Annotated in this window: 13 protein-coding genes; 5 read left to right on the forward strand and 8 right to left on the reverse strand. The window is 66.9% G+C overall.

Going from position 1 to position 19,164, the window contains the following annotated elements:
• Positions 1-376: 376 nt before the first annotated feature.
• Positions 377-1,699: a PEP-CTERM sorting domain-containing protein gene (locus NXI30_08495; GenBank protein ID MCR9094242.1), complete on the reverse strand. Its 1,323-nt coding sequence runs from the start codon at positions 1,697-1,699 to the stop codon at positions 377-379.
• A 704-nt stretch (positions 1,700-2,403) separates the two neighbouring features.
• Between NXI30_08495 and NXI30_08500 the strand changes: the two genes are divergently transcribed.
• Positions 2,404-3,615 (forward strand): hypothetical protein, encoded by a 1,212-nt coding sequence (locus tag NXI30_08500; GenBank protein ID MCR9094243.1) that lies wholly within the window; start codon positions 2,404-2,406, stop codon positions 3,613-3,615.
• A 74-nt stretch (positions 3,616-3,689) separates the two neighbouring features.
• Here the strand turns inward: NXI30_08500 and NXI30_08505 are convergent, their stop codons facing one another.
• Positions 3,690-4,724, reverse strand: a complete 1,035-nt coding sequence (locus tag NXI30_08505; GenBank protein ID MCR9094244.1) for a hypothetical protein — start codon at positions 4,722-4,724, stop codon at positions 3,690-3,692.
• 444 nt (positions 4,725-5,168) lie between these two features.
• On the opposite strand from NXI30_08505, the gene NXI30_08510 reads away from it, so the two are divergent.
• Positions 5,169-7,805 carry a TonB-dependent receptor gene (locus NXI30_08510; protein MCR9094245.1) on the forward strand — a complete coding sequence of 879 codons (2,637 nt, stop codon included), beginning with the start codon at positions 5,169-5,171 and terminating at the stop codon, positions 7,803-7,805.
• Positions 7,806-7,876: 71 nt separating this feature from the next.
• Here NXI30_08510 and NXI30_08515 read toward each other — a convergent pair whose 3' ends face one another.
• The gene (locus NXI30_08515; GenBank protein MCR9094246.1) at positions 7,877-8,587 is read right to left on the reverse strand and encodes a hypothetical protein; all 711 of its coding nucleotides are present in this window, start codon (positions 8,585-8,587) and stop codon (positions 7,877-7,879) included.
• Between the two features lie 431 nt (positions 8,588-9,018).
• On the reverse strand, positions 9,019-10,431 hold the full coding sequence (locus tag NXI30_08520) for a sulfatase (GenBank protein ID MCR9094247.1): 1,413 nt from the start codon (positions 10,429-10,431) through the stop codon (positions 9,019-9,021).
• Between the two features lie 298 nt (positions 10,432-10,729).
• On the opposite strand from NXI30_08520, the gene NXI30_08525 reads away from it, so the two are divergent.
• Positions 10,730-13,120 carry a tetratricopeptide repeat protein gene (locus NXI30_08525; GenBank protein MCR9094248.1) on the forward strand — a complete coding sequence of 797 codons (2,391 nt, stop codon included), beginning with the start codon at positions 10,730-10,732 and terminating at the stop codon, positions 13,118-13,120.
• 464 nt (positions 13,121-13,584) lie between these two features.
• Complete coding sequence (locus NXI30_08530) at positions 13,585-14,328, forward strand: PEP-CTERM sorting domain-containing protein (protein MCR9094249.1); 744 nt, start codon at positions 13,585-13,587, stop codon at positions 14,326-14,328.
• 289 nt (positions 14,329-14,617) lie between these two features.
• Here NXI30_08530 and NXI30_08535 read toward each other — a convergent pair whose 3' ends face one another.
• The 3 genes from NXI30_08535 to NXI30_08545 form a co-directional block, all read right to left on the reverse strand.
• The gene (locus NXI30_08535; protein MCR9094250.1) at positions 14,618-14,749 is read right to left on the reverse strand and encodes a hypothetical protein; all 132 of its coding nucleotides are present in this window, start codon (positions 14,747-14,749) and stop codon (positions 14,618-14,620) included.
• Positions 14,750-14,854: 105 nt separating this feature from the next.
• On the reverse strand, positions 14,855-15,145 hold the full coding sequence (locus NXI30_08540) for a hypothetical protein (protein MCR9094251.1): 291 nt from the start codon (positions 15,143-15,145) through the stop codon (positions 14,855-14,857).
• 62 nt (positions 15,146-15,207) lie between these two features.
• Positions 15,208-16,377 (reverse strand): hypothetical protein, encoded by a 1,170-nt coding sequence (locus tag NXI30_08545; GenBank protein MCR9094252.1) that lies wholly within the window; start codon positions 16,375-16,377, stop codon positions 15,208-15,210.
• Between the two features lie 69 nt (positions 16,378-16,446).
• Between NXI30_08545 and NXI30_08550 the strand changes: the two genes are divergently transcribed.
• Positions 16,447-17,658 carry a cytochrome P450 gene (locus NXI30_08550; GenBank protein ID MCR9094253.1) on the forward strand — a complete coding sequence of 404 codons (1,212 nt, stop codon included), beginning with the start codon at positions 16,447-16,449 and terminating at the stop codon, positions 17,656-17,658.
• A gap of 204 nt (positions 17,659-17,862) precedes the next feature.
• Here the strand turns inward: NXI30_08550 and NXI30_08555 are convergent, their stop codons facing one another.
• The gene (locus NXI30_08555; protein ID MCR9094254.1) at positions 17,863-19,071 is read right to left on the reverse strand and encodes an amidohydrolase; all 1,209 of its coding nucleotides are present in this window, start codon (positions 19,069-19,071) and stop codon (positions 17,863-17,865) included.
• Positions 19,072-19,164 lie beyond the last annotated feature (93 nt).

Here is a 19,164-nt window from a genome sequence, read left to right on the forward strand (position 1 = left end):
ACGAGAAGTCGTCTTTTCGGACATTTCCGTGACGGGCAAATCATCGGCAAAGTCGCCGGTCGAGATCTTAAATCTCAAATGATTCCAGCGTTTTGAGGACATGAGTTGCGACTCTCTAGGTGGATCCTCATTGATCCCCCGGGGGCTCGCGAGTGTTCCTGAGGGGGCATCAGGTGTCGCGGAGTCGTGATTCGTCGCCCCAACTGCCCCCAGCCGCGGTGGCAGACGAGATGGACGAGGGCGCGACCCGGCCAAAGAAAGAGGCCGCCTCGACGGAGTCGAGGCGGCCTCTTCTTTTCAGGCCCTGCTTCCTGCCGTCTCTCCGAGGAGAGAGGCCCTCAGCGTGATGTGCCTATCGGCGTGCCTATCGGCGTTCCTACCGGCGTCGTCGGACCGCCATCGTGCCGAGCAGGCCGACGCCCGCGAGCAGCGCCACCGCCGAAGCGGGCTCCGGGGTGAACACGAGGTTCATGCCGGCGAGCTGGGCGTTGATCGCCTGAACGCCCGTGCCGTCGGTTCGCCTGGAGTAGGAACCCGCCACCAGACCGACGTTGCGGCGGAGACCCGTCGCGAACGAGGACACGGCGTCGTGTCCGTCACCGACCATCGTGTTGGTGTCGAGGATCGTCGCCGCACCCGCCATCCGCGTCGCCTGACGCGTGATGGTGATGGTGCCCGTCGTCCAGGCGAAGACGTGCTTCTGCGACGTTGCACTCGGGAGCGGGAACGGGCCGGGGCCGCCGTTGGTGTCGAAGCCGACGACGATGTTGCAGCCCGGCGGCATCGCGGGGGCCGCCGTCGAGGTGCAGAAGCCGCCCGGGAGCGGGTCGTGCGGGTCGAGACCGAAGGTCTTGAGCGTGCCGGGGGGCTGGCCGCCGGTGACCACGTAGTTCCATCCCACACCGTTTCGTTCCCGCTGGACGGCGCCACTGGGCGACGCGAGGGGGTTGACGCCGATGACCGGCGCCTGGGCCGGCGTGCCGAGGGCGTCGATGTTCGGTCCGCCGATGAAGAGGCGACCGCCACCGCTGAGGAGCAGGGCCGCCGTCCCGGAGAAGCCGCCCCCGCCGCTGTAGGTGACCGAGACGCGCTCGAGGCCGGCGTTGAACGTATCCGTGACGGTCGTGTTGATCGCCTGCCGGTAGTCGTAGTTCGGATCCGTGGTCGCGAGACCGTTGTTCTGGCCGAAAGCGCTGACGTTGCTGACCGAGAACACGCGGTTCGCGAAGACGCGCGTGTTCGGCGGGGTCACGTAGCCCGGAGCGCTCTCCGTCAGGCCGAGGTTCGTGTCGCGGTTCGCGCCGGGGGCACTCGCCGTGAAGAACGTGGTCAGGTAGATCGCGACCGCGCCGAGGACCTGGGCGTCCTCGGTCTGGCTCTGCGCCATGAAGCCCGGGGGCAGCGTGAACGCGGAGCCGACCGCACGCGGGTCGCCGACGATCGAGGTCGCCCCGGGAACGCCGATGGCGGGCGCCGTCGTGCGGCCCACGCCCTGCCCGAAGAACGCCTGTCGCTTGAAGTGGCAGCGCGCGTTGTCCGAGGACGCGTCACAGTCCGCCAGCGGCTGGTTCTGCGGGATGTTGATGATGATGCCGTTGGTCTCGTGGTAATTCCCCGCGAGCCCCACCGCGCCGGCATTCCCAGCGAAGCCAGCGATCATCGCGACGGCGAGTGCGCCGCGAAGCCAGTGCTTGTACATCGAGTCTCTCCTTCAGATTGAATGCTGCAGAAGCGCTTGCTCGGTCGGTCTCATCGAATCCTGTGTGCGACCCGCTTGCTCTTCTTCGTCCGCTTCAGCTGGACGTCGCTCATGTTCCGCGGAACCGGAGCCAGGCCCCGTTTCCTTCATGGTGGGGCACAAGCCCCGTTGCTATGCCGGCTGCGAGGCCGGCCCTTCCGTCCTGTGTAATTCCGTTGCGAATCACCCTCACGGAAGGGACACTTTTCAGCCTAACATGATCGCCACCCGGACCGGGAAGAATTGTTGATCGGCAGTCACCTTTCTTGGGACGATGGGCTGTGCGGTCCCTCAGGGCGGTCGCCCAGCAGACACCTCGCGGGCCAGCGTCAAATTGCCGGCCGTCTGGTCGACGACCAGGCTGCGCGCTCGGATCCGGGCGGGACGGCTGCGAAGCGGTACGATCGCCGCCTCCCCGCGAGATTCGGAGTCAACGATCCTCGTCTCGCTGCCGATAAGAGAAGGCCCATGGGCCGTCTCCCGGGTCCAGAAATGCGTGCCGCGTTCCAGGCCCATGGGGAGGCTCTCGAAGGGTGAGATTCAGGAAGGCGCCGATCATGTCCCGACAGACGAAGAAGAACGATGATTCGACCCCCGCATCGACGCAGATCGGGGCGGAGTCCCGAGCGACAGGGCGAAGTTCGGGTCTAATTCACCTCGCTTTGATGATCGCGTTGCTGGGCTCGTCGCTCGTGACACTTCATTGCGCAGACGGCGATTCGGGCCGGTCGCAGCCGCCGGAAGGCGGCCTCGCCGCGATTCTTCGCCACCCGGATCCGCTGGAGCGGATTCGCTGGACGGCGGAGTACCTGGAGGACGCCGACCCCGAGGATCTCTTCGAGATCCAGTACGTGTTCGAGACGGCGCCGCTCGCTCGCGGCGATCGCGAGTACGCCCTCTTCGGCCACTGGTGGGCGACCTTCGATCCGAAGGCCGCCTACGACGCCACGTTCAACTCGTTGCGGATGGAAGGGGGCCACGTCATCCGTCAGATCATGCGGACCTGGGCGCGGAATGATCCGAAGGCGTTGAACGGGTCGGAGCTGCTCTGGGATCCTCAGACCTGGGGATCGACGGCGCCCGGCATGCGCCCCGAGCTCGTCGAGGCGGTCACGATCGGCTGGTACGAGTCGGGCGAACCGGACCTCGAAGCCTGGCTCTCCGGGCTCTCGGACGCGAGTGCCCAGTCCGCCGGGCTCAAGACCTACGTCACGATGAAGGTGATGTACGACGGCGGAGAGGAAGCGCTCCGCTGGGCGCTCGCCCTCGACGAAGACGAGGGGAGGAAGGCGATCTTCGGCCTCGCCCTCAACGTCGTGTCCCACGAAGACCCTCAGCTCGCCATCGAGTGGCTGGGAAGAGCCGAGGAGATGGGCGCCGACGTGGGCAGCGCGATGCGTCGGATCGCGAATGCCTGGGGCCACCACGACCCCGTTGCCGCGGCGGCCTGGCTGCTCGAACAGGAAGACAGCCGAGACCGAGCGGTGGCGCTCAAGTCCGTGGCCCAGCACTGGGTGCGATGGGACTACGACGGGTTCCGCGAATGGCTCCGCGGGCAGCAGAAGGACGTCGGGTTCGACAAGATGCGGGCGACCTTCGTGCGGTCGGGGTCGAAGAGCCGCCAGTACAAGGTCGACTGGCGCGCGCTGCTCGAGGTCGCCGAAGCGATCACGGAGCCGGCGCAGAATCGCAAGGAGGTCTACTGGGTCCTCCAGCGCTGGTACCTCGTGGACGAGGAGGCCGTGCTCGCCTGGTTCGAGGCCAACCCGGACCGCTTCCCCGAGAAGGTGAAGAAGCGCCTCGGTCTCGTGCCCGACAACGAGTCGGCATTGATCAAGGCCGCGGTTGCGGATCAGACGACGGAGTCACCGTCGTAGATTCCTGCTGATCGGATTCCCCGGGCGGCGTGCTCGGCCGTCTCGCAGGAGTCGGCCCCGGCGACGTCGCAGGACTAGCGTCGGCGGCGGCTCGGAGTGCCGTCGAAGCGGACCCGGACCCCGGTGCCGAGCCGGTAGAACCACCGATCGTGCTTGTACGTCCAGGTTGCCTGCTCTTCGGGGTATTCGGGATTCGCGGCGGAGAGGTTCGTTTCGAGGTCGCCGAAGATCCGCGTGCCCTGACCCTTGATATAGATGGACCAGGCGAAGGGCCCGAGGTGGTCCCCCGCCTCGTACTCGACCTCGAACGCGGCGCCGGCGCCATGGTAGATCTCGCGCTGCTTGCCGCTGATCTCGATCGAGCGGTAGGTGTTGTCATAGGTCCGCGCGGAACCCACGTTGGTGTTCAATCGGACCGCGCGGCGCAACACGCCGTAGACGTCGAAGGGGAGGCGCGAGTAGACGACGGACGGCTTCAGCCGGAAACGGTGGCCCTCGATGTCCACGAGAAAGGCGGCGCCGAAGCCGGCGTGGACCTGGGGACCCTGGTACTGCACGGTGGTCTTCGTGCCGCGTCCCGTGACCGCGGTCTCGCCGAGGATGGCCGTCGAGCTGTCGGTGACGCCCAGCGGGATGCCGAGCCTGCCGGGATTGCCGTCTCGTGCCAGACCGACTTCCGGACCGATCGCCGCCGCGACGTTCACGTTGAGGAAGAAGCGCGGCGCGTATTCGGCGGACGCGACGCGAGGCGACATCAGCTCGAAGTCGCCGCCGACCGTGAAGGCGGTGATCTGCTCTCGTGAGCGCGACGGGTTGAGTACCTGATCGCCGTTGAAGTCCAGGAAGCGTTGACCCGCGTTCGCGACCCGGGGGCCCACGATGGTCGTCCCCGTCGTGACCGCCTTGCCGGTCGTGCCCATGACATCGACCTGGAGCGCCATTGCGGGCGTCCATCGTCGCTCGGGATCGAAGTCGTCGTCCGCGGCCGTGACAGGCGTTGCCGATCCCGCGACGAGCGCCGAGGTCGAAGCGATCAAGGCGAGGCGTTCGAACGCACCACGGATGGCGCGTCGTCGGTCGGGCGACTTCGAGGCGGACGGGTTGATCATCTCCGGACGTCTCCGTCTCGGTGCAGGCTCGCCATGCGCATCTCCCAAGTCTATTCGAAATCGTCGAGACATGACTACTGCACCCGTAGGGTCGAGAACACCCGAATGGTCCGGATTCGATCCGGCGCTCGAAGTGTGCTCGGAGGTGCGCCTGTACGGAAACGAGAATGGCCGGGCGCACAGCCATCGTCGAGCGGCTGCCTAGGCTAGCTGGATGGGAATCGTTGTCGACACATTCGAACCGGGTGGGAATCGCTCGTGTTCTAACGACTCGTCAACTGCTGGGGCCTCATGCAGGAGACCGGCAAGGGGCGATGTTCGAAGTACTGGGCGAGGCGCGCACGTATCGATTCCGGTACCCATGGGTGGAGCCTATGAGGGCTTGAGGCCGGAGGGCACCCTGCTAGCGTCGGGACCTCCGGAAGACTGAAGGAGTCCGCCCCGATGCGTGATTGTTGGGCTCGCGCCGCCCACTGCTCGCCCGTCAAGATCACTCTGTGCGTATTCGGCATGGCCGTGGTCGGCGTGGTGGCGAGTGCTCCTCGAGCGGTTGCGCAAGAGACCGATTCCGCCGACCCCTTCGCGGGCGTCGAAGAGATGGTCGTGACGGGTTCTGGTACCGCGGCGCTTCTCGCGGAGACGAACTCCTCTTCGATTGGCTTCAACGCGGACGACCTCGATGGCCTCGGCGTAGAGAACATCGGCGACGTCGCGGACTACGTTCCGAACCTCGAGATCCGGAGCCAGAACCAGACGAACGCTTCCTTCTTCGTTCGTGGCGTCGGCCTCCAGGACTTCGGCGCCAACGCTTCGAGCTCCGTGCCGATCTTTCAGGACGGCATCGTCCGCAACCCGTCGGCGACGCAGCTGTCGGGTCTCTTCGACATCGGCGCCCTCAGCGTGATGCGGGGGCCGCAGGGATCGGGGAACTATCGGAACGCTTCGGCGGGCGCGATTTCGTTCGAGGCGGCGAAGCCGACGAGCGACTTCACGGGTTATGCGACGACGACCATCGCCCGCATCGTGAGCGTCGATGCCCGCGACGCGAATCGATACGGCTTCGAGACGGCGGTGAGCGGCCCCGTCTGGGGCGACGTGGTCTCGATTCGCTTGTCGACGCGATACAGCCACGAGAATCCCTTCCACGAGAACGGATGTGCGAATCGAACGCCGATCGACGATCGACTCGGCGTCTCGCTCGGCGGGCCGATCTCGTCGGAAGAGGCGGCGCTCTGCGGGGAAGACATTCGTCCCGCACGTACGGGGCCGCCCAACAAGAGTCAGGTCACTCCGTATCTCGGTCGCTACATCGGCGAGGTCGACGACTTCGCCTTCCGCGGTCAGATCAGGATCGAGCCTCCCGACCTCCCGCTCGACGTGACCTTCCGGGTCGAGCTCTCCAACCTCAACCGGGACTCGACGGTCGGCCAGCACATCGGTACGAGCCGCCGCATCCGAGGCAGCGGAAACATCTTCGAGCGCCACCTCGGTGGTGGGGATCGGCGTCGATACATCGATCCCGACATCGCAGCGCGCGAGGATCAGCTGATCGACTTCTTCCGCAACGCGAACCCCGGCCTCAACAACAACGGGGTCCTGGCGCTCGCCGAGCGGCAGCTCAATCGAGAGCTGTACAAGCAGCCGCTCGACGAGAGCCCCTATCGCGGCGACTTCGACAGCCCGGGTCGCACGATCCTCGAGACCAACGCGGCTTCGATGGGGCTCGACTACGAACTCGACTCGTCCGTCCTGGAGGTGAATCTCGGCTTCGTCGACTACAAGAAGTCGGAGGTGCAGGACACGGACATGAGTCCGAACATCCTCTTCCCCTCACGCTCGAACGACCAGGCCTGGGAGGTCTACGGCAGTCTGGACTGGAGCGGGGACGCGATCGCAGACTTCCCGATCGAATGGAAGCTCGGCGGCTACACGCTGATCGAGCAGGTCGAGGCGACGCAGCGACAGACGATCGCGATCTCGAACGCCGCCACGAACTTCATCAACGACTTCACCCAGGAGATCTACAGCTTCGGCACCTTCGCCGAGGCCCGATACGAGTTCTTCGAGGGTTGGAGCGCCGAGGCGGGCATCCGATACAACTGGGAGCGGAAGGACTTCGACGTCCGGCGGTTCAACCGGACCGTTCCCACGTCGCCGATCGAAAAGTCGGCGAACCAGCGCACCTGGGATGCGATCACCGGCTTCGGACTGGTCAAGTACGAATTCACCGAGTCCATCGCCGCCTGGATGAAGTACACGCGTGGGTTCAAGGCAGGCCACTTCAACCCGAGCCGCCCCCGCGACGCCAAGGCGCCGGGGCGAGGCTTCGCGGATCCGGAGCAGATCGACGCCGTCGAATGGGGCTTCGAGTTCGGGGCCTGGGCCGACCGCATCAAGGGCAACGGCGCGATCTTCTACTACAACTACAAGAACTACCAGGTCTTCCGTCTCTCGAGCACGGCGTCGGGCGTCTTCCGGACGATCGAGAACGCCCAGCAGGCGCGGAACTACGGCGCCGAGGCCGAGCTGGTTATCAGGCCCCTCGAGGGCTACGCCCCGGAGGCGATCGAGGGCCTGAACATGAAGCTCAACCTCGGCTGGCTGGATACCAGCTTCGTCGAATTCACGGCCTTCGAGGAAAGGCCCTTCTCGGCCGGCTTCATCGGCGTCACGATCGACTATTCCGGCAACCAGCTCATCAGCGCCCCGAACCTGCAGGTGGTCGGCGTCTTCACCTGGCCGATCATCATCAACCGCTTCGGCACGATCACCCCGCAGTACGACTTCACCTGGACCGACGACACGCCCTTCGGCCCGAACGGCGGTCGAGGCGAGGTCGACAACGACGGCAACGACCGCTTGCAGCCCTACACGGTCGGCAATCGCGCGTACATCCTGCACAACGTGCGGTTGTCGTATACGCCGCTCGAGGGGCAGTTCGAGGTGGCTGGATTCTGTCGGAATCTGACGGACGAGCGGTACGTGAACTTCGGGGTGGATCTGAGCCAGTTCGCGGAGTTGATTCTGAACTTCGTGGCGCCGCCGCGGACTTGTGGGATGGACATCCGCTTCAACTGGTAAGTCGTGGACCGGAGAATTCGCCCCGGCCATCGTGTGCCCGACTGGTCCGCTGCGATAGCCCTCGGTTCCGGTCAGATGGCTTTCTTCGCACAGTGTTCGACGCAGCGGCCGATGGCTCTCGTCTCGATTCGACCGAAGTAGCAGTCGTCGAGCCACTTCGAGAGCCGTGACCGGAAGGGCATCAGGCGTCGGGCGAGGATCGCGTCGAGCGTCAGCGCCCGCTTGATCAAGCCCAGCGCCACCGCCGGTGGACCATTCCGTCGGTTCTCGGATCGATCCTTCATGTAGTTGCGCCAGACCGTCCAGATCGCGGCTCGATAGAGCATGGATTGGCGGCGCTTCGAGAAGGCGATCGTCTCGCGTTTGTGGTTCGCACTCGAGTGGCGAAGCAGAGAATCGGTGAGATTGACGGGAAAGAGCGGGTTGCTCGTCGTGCGCGGTTCTCGGGAATTCGTCCGCTGGTGAAGGAACGTTCGGTCCGGGAGGCGGCGTAGCGCCGCCGGGTACGAGGTGTGCTCGTCGGATCGGAGCTCGACCACGCCTCCCGGCGGGATCACGCGCCGGAGCAGCTCCTCGACTCGTTTGCGGGTCGCTCGAGCGTCGGGCCTTCCGTACTTCTTTTCGAGGATTCGCCGCCTGACGGCCTGACTCGGACGCATCACCCCGCTTCGCCGGAGCTCCGCATCGTTGAAGCCGTAGACGAAGAGTGATGTTCCGACGACCAGGTTGAGGTCCATCGGCCAGTACTGGCTGTGCTCGAAGCTACGAAAGCCATCGAGCACGAGCGGCTCGGTCGGGCAGGCGCGCGGCCGGATGCGCTCGTGAAAAAGGAGGCAGTGTCGGCCGAGCCGGTCCGATAGACGACGAATCGTCGTGTGGGAGACGCCGAACTCTCGCGCGATCTGACGAAAGCCGGAGCACGACACGAGCCGGTGAAACGTGGGGGCGAGCAGGTCCGGGCGTCTCAGCCAATAGGTAGTGGAGAACGTCTGTGAACTGAAGTTCCGGCCGCAATGGGAACAGCGGTACTTCTGGATCCGGCGAGGTGCTCGGTTCCTGACGTAGAAGCCCTTCTTGACGAAGCGCCAAGCCCCTGGTTCGCCATGGGAATCACAGCAAGGGTTGGGGCAGAAGGGAGGGCGGTGCAGGCGTGTGGTGATCGACATCCCTTCTGGCATCGCACGATCGGTGCCAGGAGAAATCTTCGGTCCACCTACGGGATTTCGTACCCTAGGGCGCGAAGCTGATCCAACTGCAGCTCATCCAGCTCATAGAACTGCTGCTCGAACAGCGGCGGCTCCCCCGCCTCCCGGTCCGCCACCGCGCGCAGCCGTTCCAGGACCTCGCCCTCCGCGCTCGCGAGATCGAACTGCTGTCCGTCTTCCACCGAGAACAGCGACTCGAACGGCTTCCCGTCGCCGTCACTCCCAGCGACGTAACGGTAGGGCCCGTCGAGCACCGTGACGGCACCCGAGGCGTCGGTCCCGGGGCGTCCCCAGTTCTCGTCGAGGTACGCCATGACGACGTCGTCCGGCGCGGCCTCGGGCGCGGTGCCTCGAGCGCTCGCCACGATCGTGTCGAAGCGCGAGTGGCCGTCGAGACCCGATCGATCGTCGGGGACACCCGCCAGCTCGAGGAGGGTCGGCCAGACGTCTTCGTTCGACGTCAGCTCGGTCACCACGATCGGCTCTTCGAGGGCGAAGGGCAGGGAGATGATGAGCGGCGTCTCCGTGGTCTCCGGGAAGACGGATCGCGCGTGGCCTTCGAAGCCGCGCTCGCCGAAGGCCTCTCCGTGGTCCGAGAGGATGACGACGATCGTCTCGTCGAGCAGTCCGCGCTGGCCGAGGTGATCGTAGAGCTTCGAGACGACCCAGTCGGTCCGCAGGAGGGAGTTGTCGTAGAGGTCCGCGATCGTGTTGCCGAAGAGTGCCGACTCCTCGTCGTAGGTGTACTCGTGCAGGTCCATCAGGTGCAGGTAGAGGAACCAGCGCTTGGACTCGCCGTGGATGCGAAGGAACTCGATGCCGTCGTCGATCAGGGTCTCGTCGTTGCCGTGGGCCTGCGCGTTGGGACGGAGCTGGACCTCGGAAGGCTTGAGCCCGAGGCCCATGGGTCGGAAGTATTTGTCGAATCCCTGGTCGAAGCCGAAATAGCCGTGGACCCAACCGTTGCGGTAGAGGCCCACGTTCATGAATCCGGCCTCCGCGAGGAGCTCCGCCGGCATGAGGACGTCGTCGGGGATGGTGTGGTTGAACTTGGTCACGCCGACGCGGAGCGGGGTGAGGCTGGACCAGAGCGAGGCCATCGAGGACTTGGTCCAGGACGACTGGGCGATGTGTCGGTCGAAGCGGATTCCCGTGCTCGCCAGCTCGGTCAGGAAGGGCGTCGTGTCGCGCTCGTAGCCGTAGGCGCTCATGCGCTCCGCGCGGAGCGTGTCGATCAATACGAACAGGATGTTCGTATCGGTCCGCTCGGACAGCGCGACGAGATCCTCGATCGATCCCGTCGGGCGCCAGGACGACTCGCCGGGCTCGATCCGGATCGAGCGGAACAGGAAGGCGGTGATGAGCGCGACCGCCAGCAGGACGAAGGGCCAGAGCGGCCGGTTCGAAGCGTTCTCCGACATGGCGGCGGACTCTACTCGATTCGATTCTCCGGGGGTAGGGATGCCCTTCGCACTTTGCGAATCGAGGGCGGCGATGCTAACCGACACGCATATTCGATCAGTGCATGCGGTTGCCCCCCCTTTTACGGCGCTTCGGCGTCGTAGAGGACCAGCGGTGCTTGATGAAGCGAGCGGCGCGTTGATCGGAAGACGACCTGCGGCCGCGCGATCGATGGCGCCTCGCCGATCGCTCGCGCGCAAGGAGAACGAGATTCTCACCTCGGCAACCGTTCGGAGATTTCCCGGGACCCTCGGAAGTGTGAGACGTCGGGCGAACCGCGTACGCGCTGCGCGTTTCCCGCTCACGTGCTGCCTGGTCGTCGCGATCCTGTCGGGTTGCGCGAGCGAGCCCGTTCCCACCCTCGACGAGGTCCGGACGCTGCTCGCGGCGGGGCAGGTCGACGAGTCGGTCGAAGCGATGCGGGCGATGATCGATGCGGGGGATCGGAGCGGGGAGACGCTCTTCCTCTATGGGCGCACGCTGAGCCGGCTCGGCCGCGCGGGCCAGGCCGTCTGGGCGCTGGACGAGGCGATGAACCTCGAGGACTGGGTCGTGCCGGCCGGTGTCGCGCTGGCGAGTTCGTGCAACCAGTGGGAGAACTGGGATCTCGCGCTCGCGACCCTCGCGCGGGTTCGCGACGAGCGGCCGGACGATCCCGAAGAGGACCTCGGTACGCGCCTGCTCGAGGCGCGGGTCCGGCTGAACACGCGGCGCATGAACGACGAGGCGCTCTCGCTTCTCGAGGGGATCGTCGAGGATTTCCCGGAGTCCGAGATGGCGCGCCGTATGAAGGCGGTGGCGCAGCTTCGGGTGGGCGATGCGGATGCGGCGTACGAGACGATTCTCGCCGCCGGTCTGCTCGGAAGCGGTGGGACTGCGGAGGAGGGCGATCCCGTCGCCGAGGCCGGTGAAGAGGCTCCTGGGGATCCCGAGGACGAGGGGGACGGGCCGGCCCTCGCGGCAGCCGATCCGCCTCGGGACGGCGACGCGGAGGGCGCGGAGAGCGAGGCGGCGGCCGTCGCGGCCGCGGAGATCGATGCGGTCGACGGGGAAGAGTACTGGTGCAGCGTGCGGATCAGCTTCAAGCGCGAAGCCGGCGACATCGCCGAGGCCGAGGAGATCGCCTCGTCCTGCCTCGAGAAGTTTCCGGAGTCTCGTGGCGTCCTGAACGAAGCGATCCAGCTCTACGCGGCGCTCGGCAAGAACGATCGAAGCCTCGACGTACTGAAGCAGGCGTATGACGAGTCGCCCGGCGACGCTCAGATCCGCCGGGCCTACGTCACCTACCTGACCGAGCTGGGACGGGTCGACGACGCCGCGGACGTGATTCGTTCCTCGATCGAATATGCGAAGGAGAACGCCTCGGACGGGGTTGTCGTCGCGGAGGCGACCCTCGAAGCCGAATACGGTGCGTTCATGATCGATCTCGGGCGCTACGAAGAGGGCGTCGAGGCCTACGAGCGCTCCCTCGAGCTCGCGGGGGATCTCGCGGCACCGGATCTCCTCTTCCGGGCAGCGGACGCGTTGATCTATCTCGAGCGCTACGACGATGCGCTCGATCTCGCGCGCCGGACGCCGGTGGACGTCCACCGTGAGATGGTGATGGGGCGCGTGGCCTTCGAGCGCCGGGACTACGCGGGCGCGATCGCCTACATGACGCGGGCCGCGACGCTGTGGCCCCAGAACGCCCCGGTCCGGTACTACCTGGCTCGCGCGGCCGAGGGGATCGGGGAGTTCGACGAGGCCGTCGAGCACTACCGTCAGGCGGTCCGGTCGGATCCGTCCCTCGCCGAGGCGCGCGAACGCTTGATCGCGCTCTACATGTCCGAGGGGCGTGCCCGCGAGGCGCTGACGATCCTCAACTTCAACTCGCCGAAGGGGGACTCGGCCTCGAGCACCCGGCTCCATCTGCTGCGCGTCGAGCTCCAGGCGCGGCTCGCGATCGAGCCGAACCTCTCGCTTCCGCGCGGACTCGACATGCCGATTCGGGATTTCCAGGTCGCCGTCGCGGGCGCGCTCGCGAACGGGCTCGCCCACGTCGCCGGCCCCGCCGGCGCCGCCGCGACCCTCGCTGAGCTCGTCGAGGCTGCGGAGCCCTCTTCCCGGGCTCCGTTGATCGCGCAACGGATCGTGCGTCTGCTCGAATCGGGCGCCACGACGGAGGCGATCGAAGTCGCCCGGTCGGCGGCCGCGCGGTTTCCGAAGGACCCGACGCTTCGCGTCGCGGTCGGGCGCGCGCTGTCGCAGGACGACGCGTCGCAGGCGGAGGCTCGCGTCGAGTTCGAGGCCGCCCTCGAAGCGGACGAGGACGCGGTCGATGCCGTGATCGGGCTGGGGGATCTCGCCCGTCGTGCCGGGAAGGCGAACGAGGCGATCGCGCACTACGAACGTGCGCTCGAGATCGACGACACGCGCTTTGCCGCGGCGGGCCCGCTCTCCGAGCTGTTGGTGGAACGCGGCGATCGAGCTGCGGCGATCGAAGGGCTCGAGGATTTCGTCGCACGCGTCGCTCCCTACGACGGGCGGGGCGCGCGTCTACTCGCCGAGCTCCTCGGCGACGACGCCGATGCGGAGCGTGAGGCCCGGCTGACAGCGCAGGCGGATCGCTTCGCCGCGCCGCCGGAGACGCTGCCCCTCTCGAGCACCTAGCGCGCGCGGGCGATCGTGCTTCGCGCGCGCAGGCCCGCGCGCTGCGAAGGCCGTTCGAGGTGACTGGGTCGGTTTCCGGGCTCGGCCCGTGCCGCCCGAGCCGCGTCTCCGCGTCGGGGACGCGTCGATCTCTGCGGTGCCTCCCGCGGGGAAATCGAAGGGTGGGATTTTCACAACTCTTCGATTTTTCTCCCCACTCCTGCTTTGGCTCGTGATAGGGTGGTCGAGACCTGTAGGGGATGGCCGTCTGCGGTGGGACGCAAACGGTGCAAAGGCTTGTTCAACCGTCTTTTTTCACCATCAGGTCAGATTGAGTGTGCGGAGGGAGCGCGTCACCGCGGATGGTTCGCGGCGCCGGGCTCCAGCCAGCGGACCTTCGTGTCCAGCGCTGGCTCATTCGCTCCGTGTGGATACGGATCGCGCGCGTCTTTCGCGTGGGATTGCTGATTCTGATGAGGTGAAAGATGATTCGAAAGCAGAGTCTCGCCGCGGTTGCCGCGGTGGTTGGCCTGATGATCCCCTCGGGCGCTATGGCGCTCGGTATCTCCGTCGTGGGCTCCTCGAGCACCAGCGGCACCCCCGGCCTGGTTCGATTCGGTGACACGATCACGGTCGACCTCGTCGTCGAGAACGCGACCCTCGATGACATCTTCGGGATCGACATCGCGGCCCGTGGCCACGACGTCAATGGTGACGGCCTCGCCAACGACGGTCTCGAGATCGTTGGCGGGCAGACGTCCTTCAACCTCTTCGCGGACATCGGCGCCGGCGACCTGGGAATCGAGAACACGATCAACCCGGGCATCCAGCTGCGCGGTTCCCCGCTGATGTTCCCCGGCACGCCGTCCGAGACGCCCGCCGTGGAGCTGCACGCGATGGTCTTCTCCGGACTCGACACGCTGGGTGGTGCGGGTGACGGCCAGGACGACTTCGGCGTCGGCCCGAACTTCAACGTCGAGGCGGGCAACGTCCACTTCCAGGTGACCTTCTCGCCCACCAACGGTCCCTCGAGCCCGCTGGTCAGCCTGACCGACATCACGCTCGAGTTCGGCGTCTTCTCCGAGCTCGGCTACGAGGCGGTCGGTGACGGTGGCGGGTTCCTTTCGTTCACCAACGACAGCCTGACGATCCAGGTCATCCCGGAGCCAGGCACCGCGCTCCTCATGGGCCTCGGCCTGGCCGGCCTGGCCACGATTCGCCGCCGCTAGACCTGACTGGCAGGCGGCCGGCGGGGCCGAGCTCCCCTTTCTTTCGGCTTTTGTAAGGCTGCTTGGCTCCGCCACCCAGACGACGGCGGGTTCCTCGACGAGGAGCCCGCCGTTTTCTTTTTTGCGGCCTTGCTCGGCGCAGTTGATCGCGACGGGAGTTGCTCGTCGGGCGACCGGTCGCCGTATCGGGCGCCTGGGAGGTGGTCGCTTCATCGCCTGCGCATCTGGCGACGAGCCAGGCCGGGTCTCGCCCGCTGCCTTCGTCTGCGCGGATCGAAGGCGGGCCTCGCTAGCGCAGCTGGCGCTCGAGGTCGTCGAGGGCGGCTTCTGCCCAGCTCTCGAGGGTCGCGTCCGCGGTGCCGCCGATCGGATGGGGGACGACGACGACGCGGGCGTCGGGGAAGCGGAGCTCGCGGGCCATCTGGTCGGCGAGCGCGGCGAACTCGCGGCTCGCGATCGCGACGGTCGCGCGGCCGCGTTCTTCCAGGGAGCGCGTGTCGTGGAGACTCCACGACGTGCAGCTGCCTCAATCGGCGGTGCCCGTGAGGACCACCTCCACTTCGGCGGCGAGGCGATCGAGGAGGTCGGTTTCGCAGGGGGTGGCGGCGGTCTGCTTCTGGAACACGCCCACGAAGGTGGCGCCCGTCCGCGTCGCGAGGCTTTGGCCCATTGCGCGCAGGAGGTGTGCGGCGCCCGCCTTCCCGTTGTCGAGGGCAGCGATCCGCTTGCCCGCGAGCGCGCCGATCGCGACGCGCGCCGTCGGCATCGCGTTCGGATCGACGCTGCCTTCCGGGGAGTAGATGTTCGTGGCGGCCATCGGGTCGAGCTCCTTGTTCGGGGTCGGGGGGTGGGGGATGGATCGGGCGGGGAGGGATCGCTTCAGGGCGCCAGCGGCAGCGTCGCGCTGGCTGTCATGCCCCAGCTGGGGACGACGCAGGAGTGCTTCCCCGCGCCGCCGGTCACGAGGATCCGGAACTTGTCGGGATCCCGCGCGATCGGCTTGGCGTCGTCGTCGCCCAGGGCCTCTTCCCACTCCGCGTACTGCGCGATCTCGAAGGCGCGTCGGAAGCGTCCCATCGGGAGTCGCGCGTGTTCGAAGAAGAACTGCTGGACGTCTTCTCGCGAGTAGCCGGCATCGGCGATCCCGTGAGCGTGTTCCGGGCCGAGGAAGACGAACCACTCCGCGCTCGAGACCGGCGCGTTGTTCGAGCCGAGGGTCGTCATCGTGCTCGCGATCATCTCGAGCGTCTGCGAAGCCGACCGGACTTCGTGGTCCTGGACGTTGTGCGGGTTCTCGCCGCAGTGGACCGAGACGGCACTCGGAGCGTCGAGTCCGCGGCTGGCCGGGTAGGGCGCCCAGGGGCTGTCGGCCTGGTTCTCGGCCACGCAGTACGTGTACTTGGACGGTTGCCCCTGCGTGGAGGCATCGCCGGCGCCGGGGCGTGCGCCCGCCACGTTGAGCATCACGAGGCGGAGTGCCCGCCCGACGGTCGCGTTCGCGCGGTTGCCCGGCCCGAAGGCCCCGAGCCCGGCATTGAAGCCGAGCTCGGCGACCGCGTCGCCGTGGACGATCAGGAGGGGCGCCACGGGATGCGTCGTCGCGTTCACGCCGCGGAGGTTCACCTCGGCCCGGGTGAGGGCCCGGATCGCGGTCGTGAGGATCGGGAGCGTTCCGGCGGGACAGCCCGCCATGACGGCGTTCACGGCGAGGGTACGTCGCGTGACGAGACCCCCCCGAGGTGGGAGTGAGGTCAGGACCTCGTCCGGGTCGACGCCGATCGGGAGGCACGAGAGGGCCCGCTCGACTCGCTCCGGTGTCGGCGGGATCAAGGGGAGTCCATCCCCCCAGCCGCGACCTTGAGCGAACTCGAGGAAGGCTTCCGGGTCGTCGTCGGGGAGCTCGATGTCGGCGTCGAGGGGGGCCTTCGCGGGGCCCTCGGTATCGGCGCCGGGGAGCGCACACACGTCGTCCTCGCACGCCCCATCGAGGGGCGGCGTTTCCCTGATGCTCTCGTCGCCTGCCGGGCTACCGTCGATTCGTTGGGTCACTGTCCATCTCGCGTCGGAATCCTAGGCCATTCAGGCGAGAAGAGTGATCCGAGAAGTGAGGTCCCCGCAATGCCCGAGCTTCCGAAGACGTTGTTCGATCCGGAGATCATCCGCGATCCCTTCTCCACCCTGGCGATCCTGCGAGAGCACGCACCGGTCTTTCACGACGAGGCGGTCGGTCTCTTCGTCTTGTCGCGACACGACGACGTCAAGGCGTTGTTCGCCGAGGAGCATCTGCTCTCCCGCGACCGCAGGCTCGCGCCCGACTTCGTGCCTCCGCCGCCCGGGTCGTGGGCCGAGAGGATGGACGAGCAGGGGACGGGACGCGCGGAGGGCGAGGACCATCGCGCCTGGCGAGCGCGGCTCTCCAAAGGATTCACGCCGCGCGCGGTCGCTCGCCAGGAAGCGCAGGTCCGGGAGGTCGTGGCGAAGTTCGGGGATCCGCTGCGGGGGCGAAAGGGCGTGGTCGATCTGGTCGACGCGTTCACGAATCCGATTCCCAATACGGTGATCAGCCGGATCGTCGGAATCCCGCCGTATCCGGACGAAGAGGACCGGTTTCGTCAGCTCGCCCAGGACGTGATCCGTCGCTTCTTTCCGATGGCAGACGAAGAGAACATCCGTCGGGGCGAGGCAGCCTTCGACGAGCTCGCCGAATGGGTCGGAAAGCTGGCAGAGGAACGGCGCGAGCAGGCCGCCGAGGATTTCGTGTCCGATCTGATCCACGGCAATCCGGACGATCCGATGACCGACGAGGAGATCGTGATCATCGTCGCGATCCTGATCGCCGCGGGTTCCGAGACGACGACGCTCGGGGGGACGAACGCACTCAAGCTGCTGCTCCGGCATCCGCACCAGCTCGAACTCCTGCGAGAGGACCCCGGTCTCGCGAGGGCGGCCGTCCGAGAGTCCTTGCGATTCGATTTCGGAACGATCGCAGGGTCGCCCCGTTTCGCGATGGAGGACTTCGAGCTTCACGGGGTGGCGATCCCGAAGGGCTCGGTCGTGATGCTGAGCTCGGCCGCAGCGAATCGCGATCCCCGTGTCTTCGACGACCCGGATCGGTTCGACATCACGCGCGACAACCGGGAGATGCTCACCTTCGGGAGCGGCCCCCACTACTGTCTCGGCGCGAACCTCGCGTTGCAGGAGATGGCCTGCATGCTCGATGCGGCGACGAGCTTCCTGCCCGAGACGGCACGGCTCCTCGATGACGAGATCGAATGGGAGTCGGTCGGAATCATCCGCCGCCCGAGCACCCTCCCGGTCCACTTCGGCTAGTCGAGCCGAGGAACGCTCAGCGCAAGCCGCGTCCCGGGCTCCCCCAGAGCCCTCAGCGCAAGCCGCGTCCCGGGCTCCCCCAGAGCCCTCAGCGCAAGCCGCGTCCCATGCTCCCCCAGAGCCCTCAGCGCAAGCCGCGTCCACGAAGGACGCGGCGAGAGGCGCGTAGCGCCGACCAAAAAAAGTGCGCGTAGCGCCGACTGCTTAGCCGAGCGTCCGGAACGCGTTGGTGTGGGTCTGCTCCGGGAATTCGCTCGCCGCGAGCGGCACGCTCAGCTCGTCCCAGGTCGGACCGCACTTCTCGGCGAGGGGCTTGAGTGCCTCCAGGTCGAAGTCGTAGAGCTCTGCGGCGTTCAGGCCGAGCATCTTCCGGGCGTTCTCTTCGCCGACGTCGTTGAACGTATGGCGCAGGGCCAGGCGCGTGTGGGGGTAGGTGCCTTCGTAGTGGGGGTAGTCGCTGCCCCAGAGGATCCGCTCGGTGCCGATCACGTCGCGATCGCGGATCTCGACCGGCGACGCGGAGCTCGCGCCGTAGTAGCAGTTGCGCTGGGCGTAGAAGGACGGCGGCTCCGGGGTCGCGACGCCTTCCGGGAACTGGAACTCGCCGGCGACGCCCTTCGAGATCCGCTCCCACGCCGAGTCGAGGCGCTGGAGCGTGTCCGGAACCCAGGCACAACCGGACTCGGTGATGATGTACTTGAGCTTCGGGAAGCGGTGGAAGACGCCCGACAGGATCAGCTGGCTGTAGCTGCGTGTGGAGAAGAAGGGCGTTTCGATCAGGCGGATCGGCAGCGAGATCGGCAGCCGGCCGTAGTCGGGGGAGCCGGTCCCGCCGTGGTGGTTGATCACGAGCCCCGTCTCTTCGAGCAGCGCCCACATCCGGTCGTAGTCCGGGTGGTAGAGCGGCTTGATGAAGCTCGTGCAGTCGTCCGGGACGTGGGGCAGGAGCACGCCGCCGCGGAGGCCGGCGTCGGCGATCCACTCGATGTCCTTGATGGCTTCGTCGATGTCGTTGAGATAGACGAGCCCGATCCCCGCGCGCTGGGCCGGGAACTCGTCGCACCAGTCCTTGAGCCACCGGTTGTGGGCGCGGATGCCCTCGAGGCGGAGCGGGTAGTCCTCGGGGCTCGGATTGCCGCAGATGAGCACGCTGGTCCGGAAGAAGGGCGGCACGGTGTTCGGGAAGATGATCTCGCCGACGACGCCGTCGTTCTCCATGTCGGTCATGCGCGCATCGTCGTCCCAGTTGAGGTGCTTCTTGGAGCCGATGTGCTTCTTCTGGGGGTTCGTGTAGGAACCGCGCCAGTCGTCGAAGAGCGCCTGGTGCTTGCTGTCGAGGTAATCGCGGTATCGGTTGACCTGGGCACCGGCGTGGGTGTCGGACGAGATGACGACGAAGGGTTCGCTGCTCATGGGACCTCTCTCGATTCGGGCGGGGTTCGGGCGTACCGGGCCTGCTGGGGAGCGCCTCCAGCCGCCCCCCGATCATGTCAAATCGGTGGGGCG

The sequence above is a fragment of the bacterium genome (genome assembly GCA_024742285.1).
Lineage (GTDB): Bacteria > Myxococcota_A > UBA9160 > UBA9160 > UBA4427 > UBA4427.

Excerpts from the sequence above, each read along its gene's own strand:
- NXI30_08495 (MCR9094242.1), bottom strand. The coding sequence starts at position 1,699 with ATGTACAAGCACTGGCTTCGCGGCGCACTCGCCGTCGCGATGATCGCT.
- NXI30_08500 (MCR9094243.1), top strand. The coding sequence starts at position 2,404 with ATGATCGCGTTGCTGGGCTCGTCGCTCGTGACACTTCATTGCGCAGAC.
- NXI30_08505 (MCR9094244.1), bottom strand. The coding sequence starts at position 4,724 with ATGATCAACCCGTCCGCCTCGAAGTCGCCCGACCGACGACGCGCCATC.
- NXI30_08510 (MCR9094245.1), top strand. The coding sequence starts at position 5,169 with ATGCGTGATTGTTGGGCTCGCGCCGCCCACTGCTCGCCCGTCAAGATC.
- NXI30_08520 (MCR9094247.1), bottom strand. The coding sequence starts at position 10,431 with ATGTCGGAGAACGCTTCGAACCGGCCGCTCTGGCCCTTCGTCCTGCTG.
- NXI30_08530 (MCR9094249.1), top strand. The coding sequence starts at position 13,585 with ATGATTCGAAAGCAGAGTCTCGCCGCGGTTGCCGCGGTGGTTGGCCTG.
- NXI30_08535 (MCR9094250.1), bottom strand. The coding sequence starts at position 14,749 with ATGGCCCGCGAGCTCCGCTTCCCCGACGCCCGCGTCGTCGTCGTCCCC.
- NXI30_08540 (MCR9094251.1), bottom strand. The coding sequence starts at position 15,145 with ATGGCCGCCACGAACATCTACTCCCCGGAAGGCAGCGTCGATCCGAAC.
- NXI30_08550 (MCR9094253.1), top strand. The coding sequence starts at position 16,447 with ATGCCCGAGCTTCCGAAGACGTTGTTCGATCCGGAGATCATCCGCGAT.
- NXI30_08555 (MCR9094254.1), bottom strand. The coding sequence starts at position 19,071 with ATGAGCAGCGAACCCTTCGTCGTCATCTCGTCCGACACCCACGCCGGT.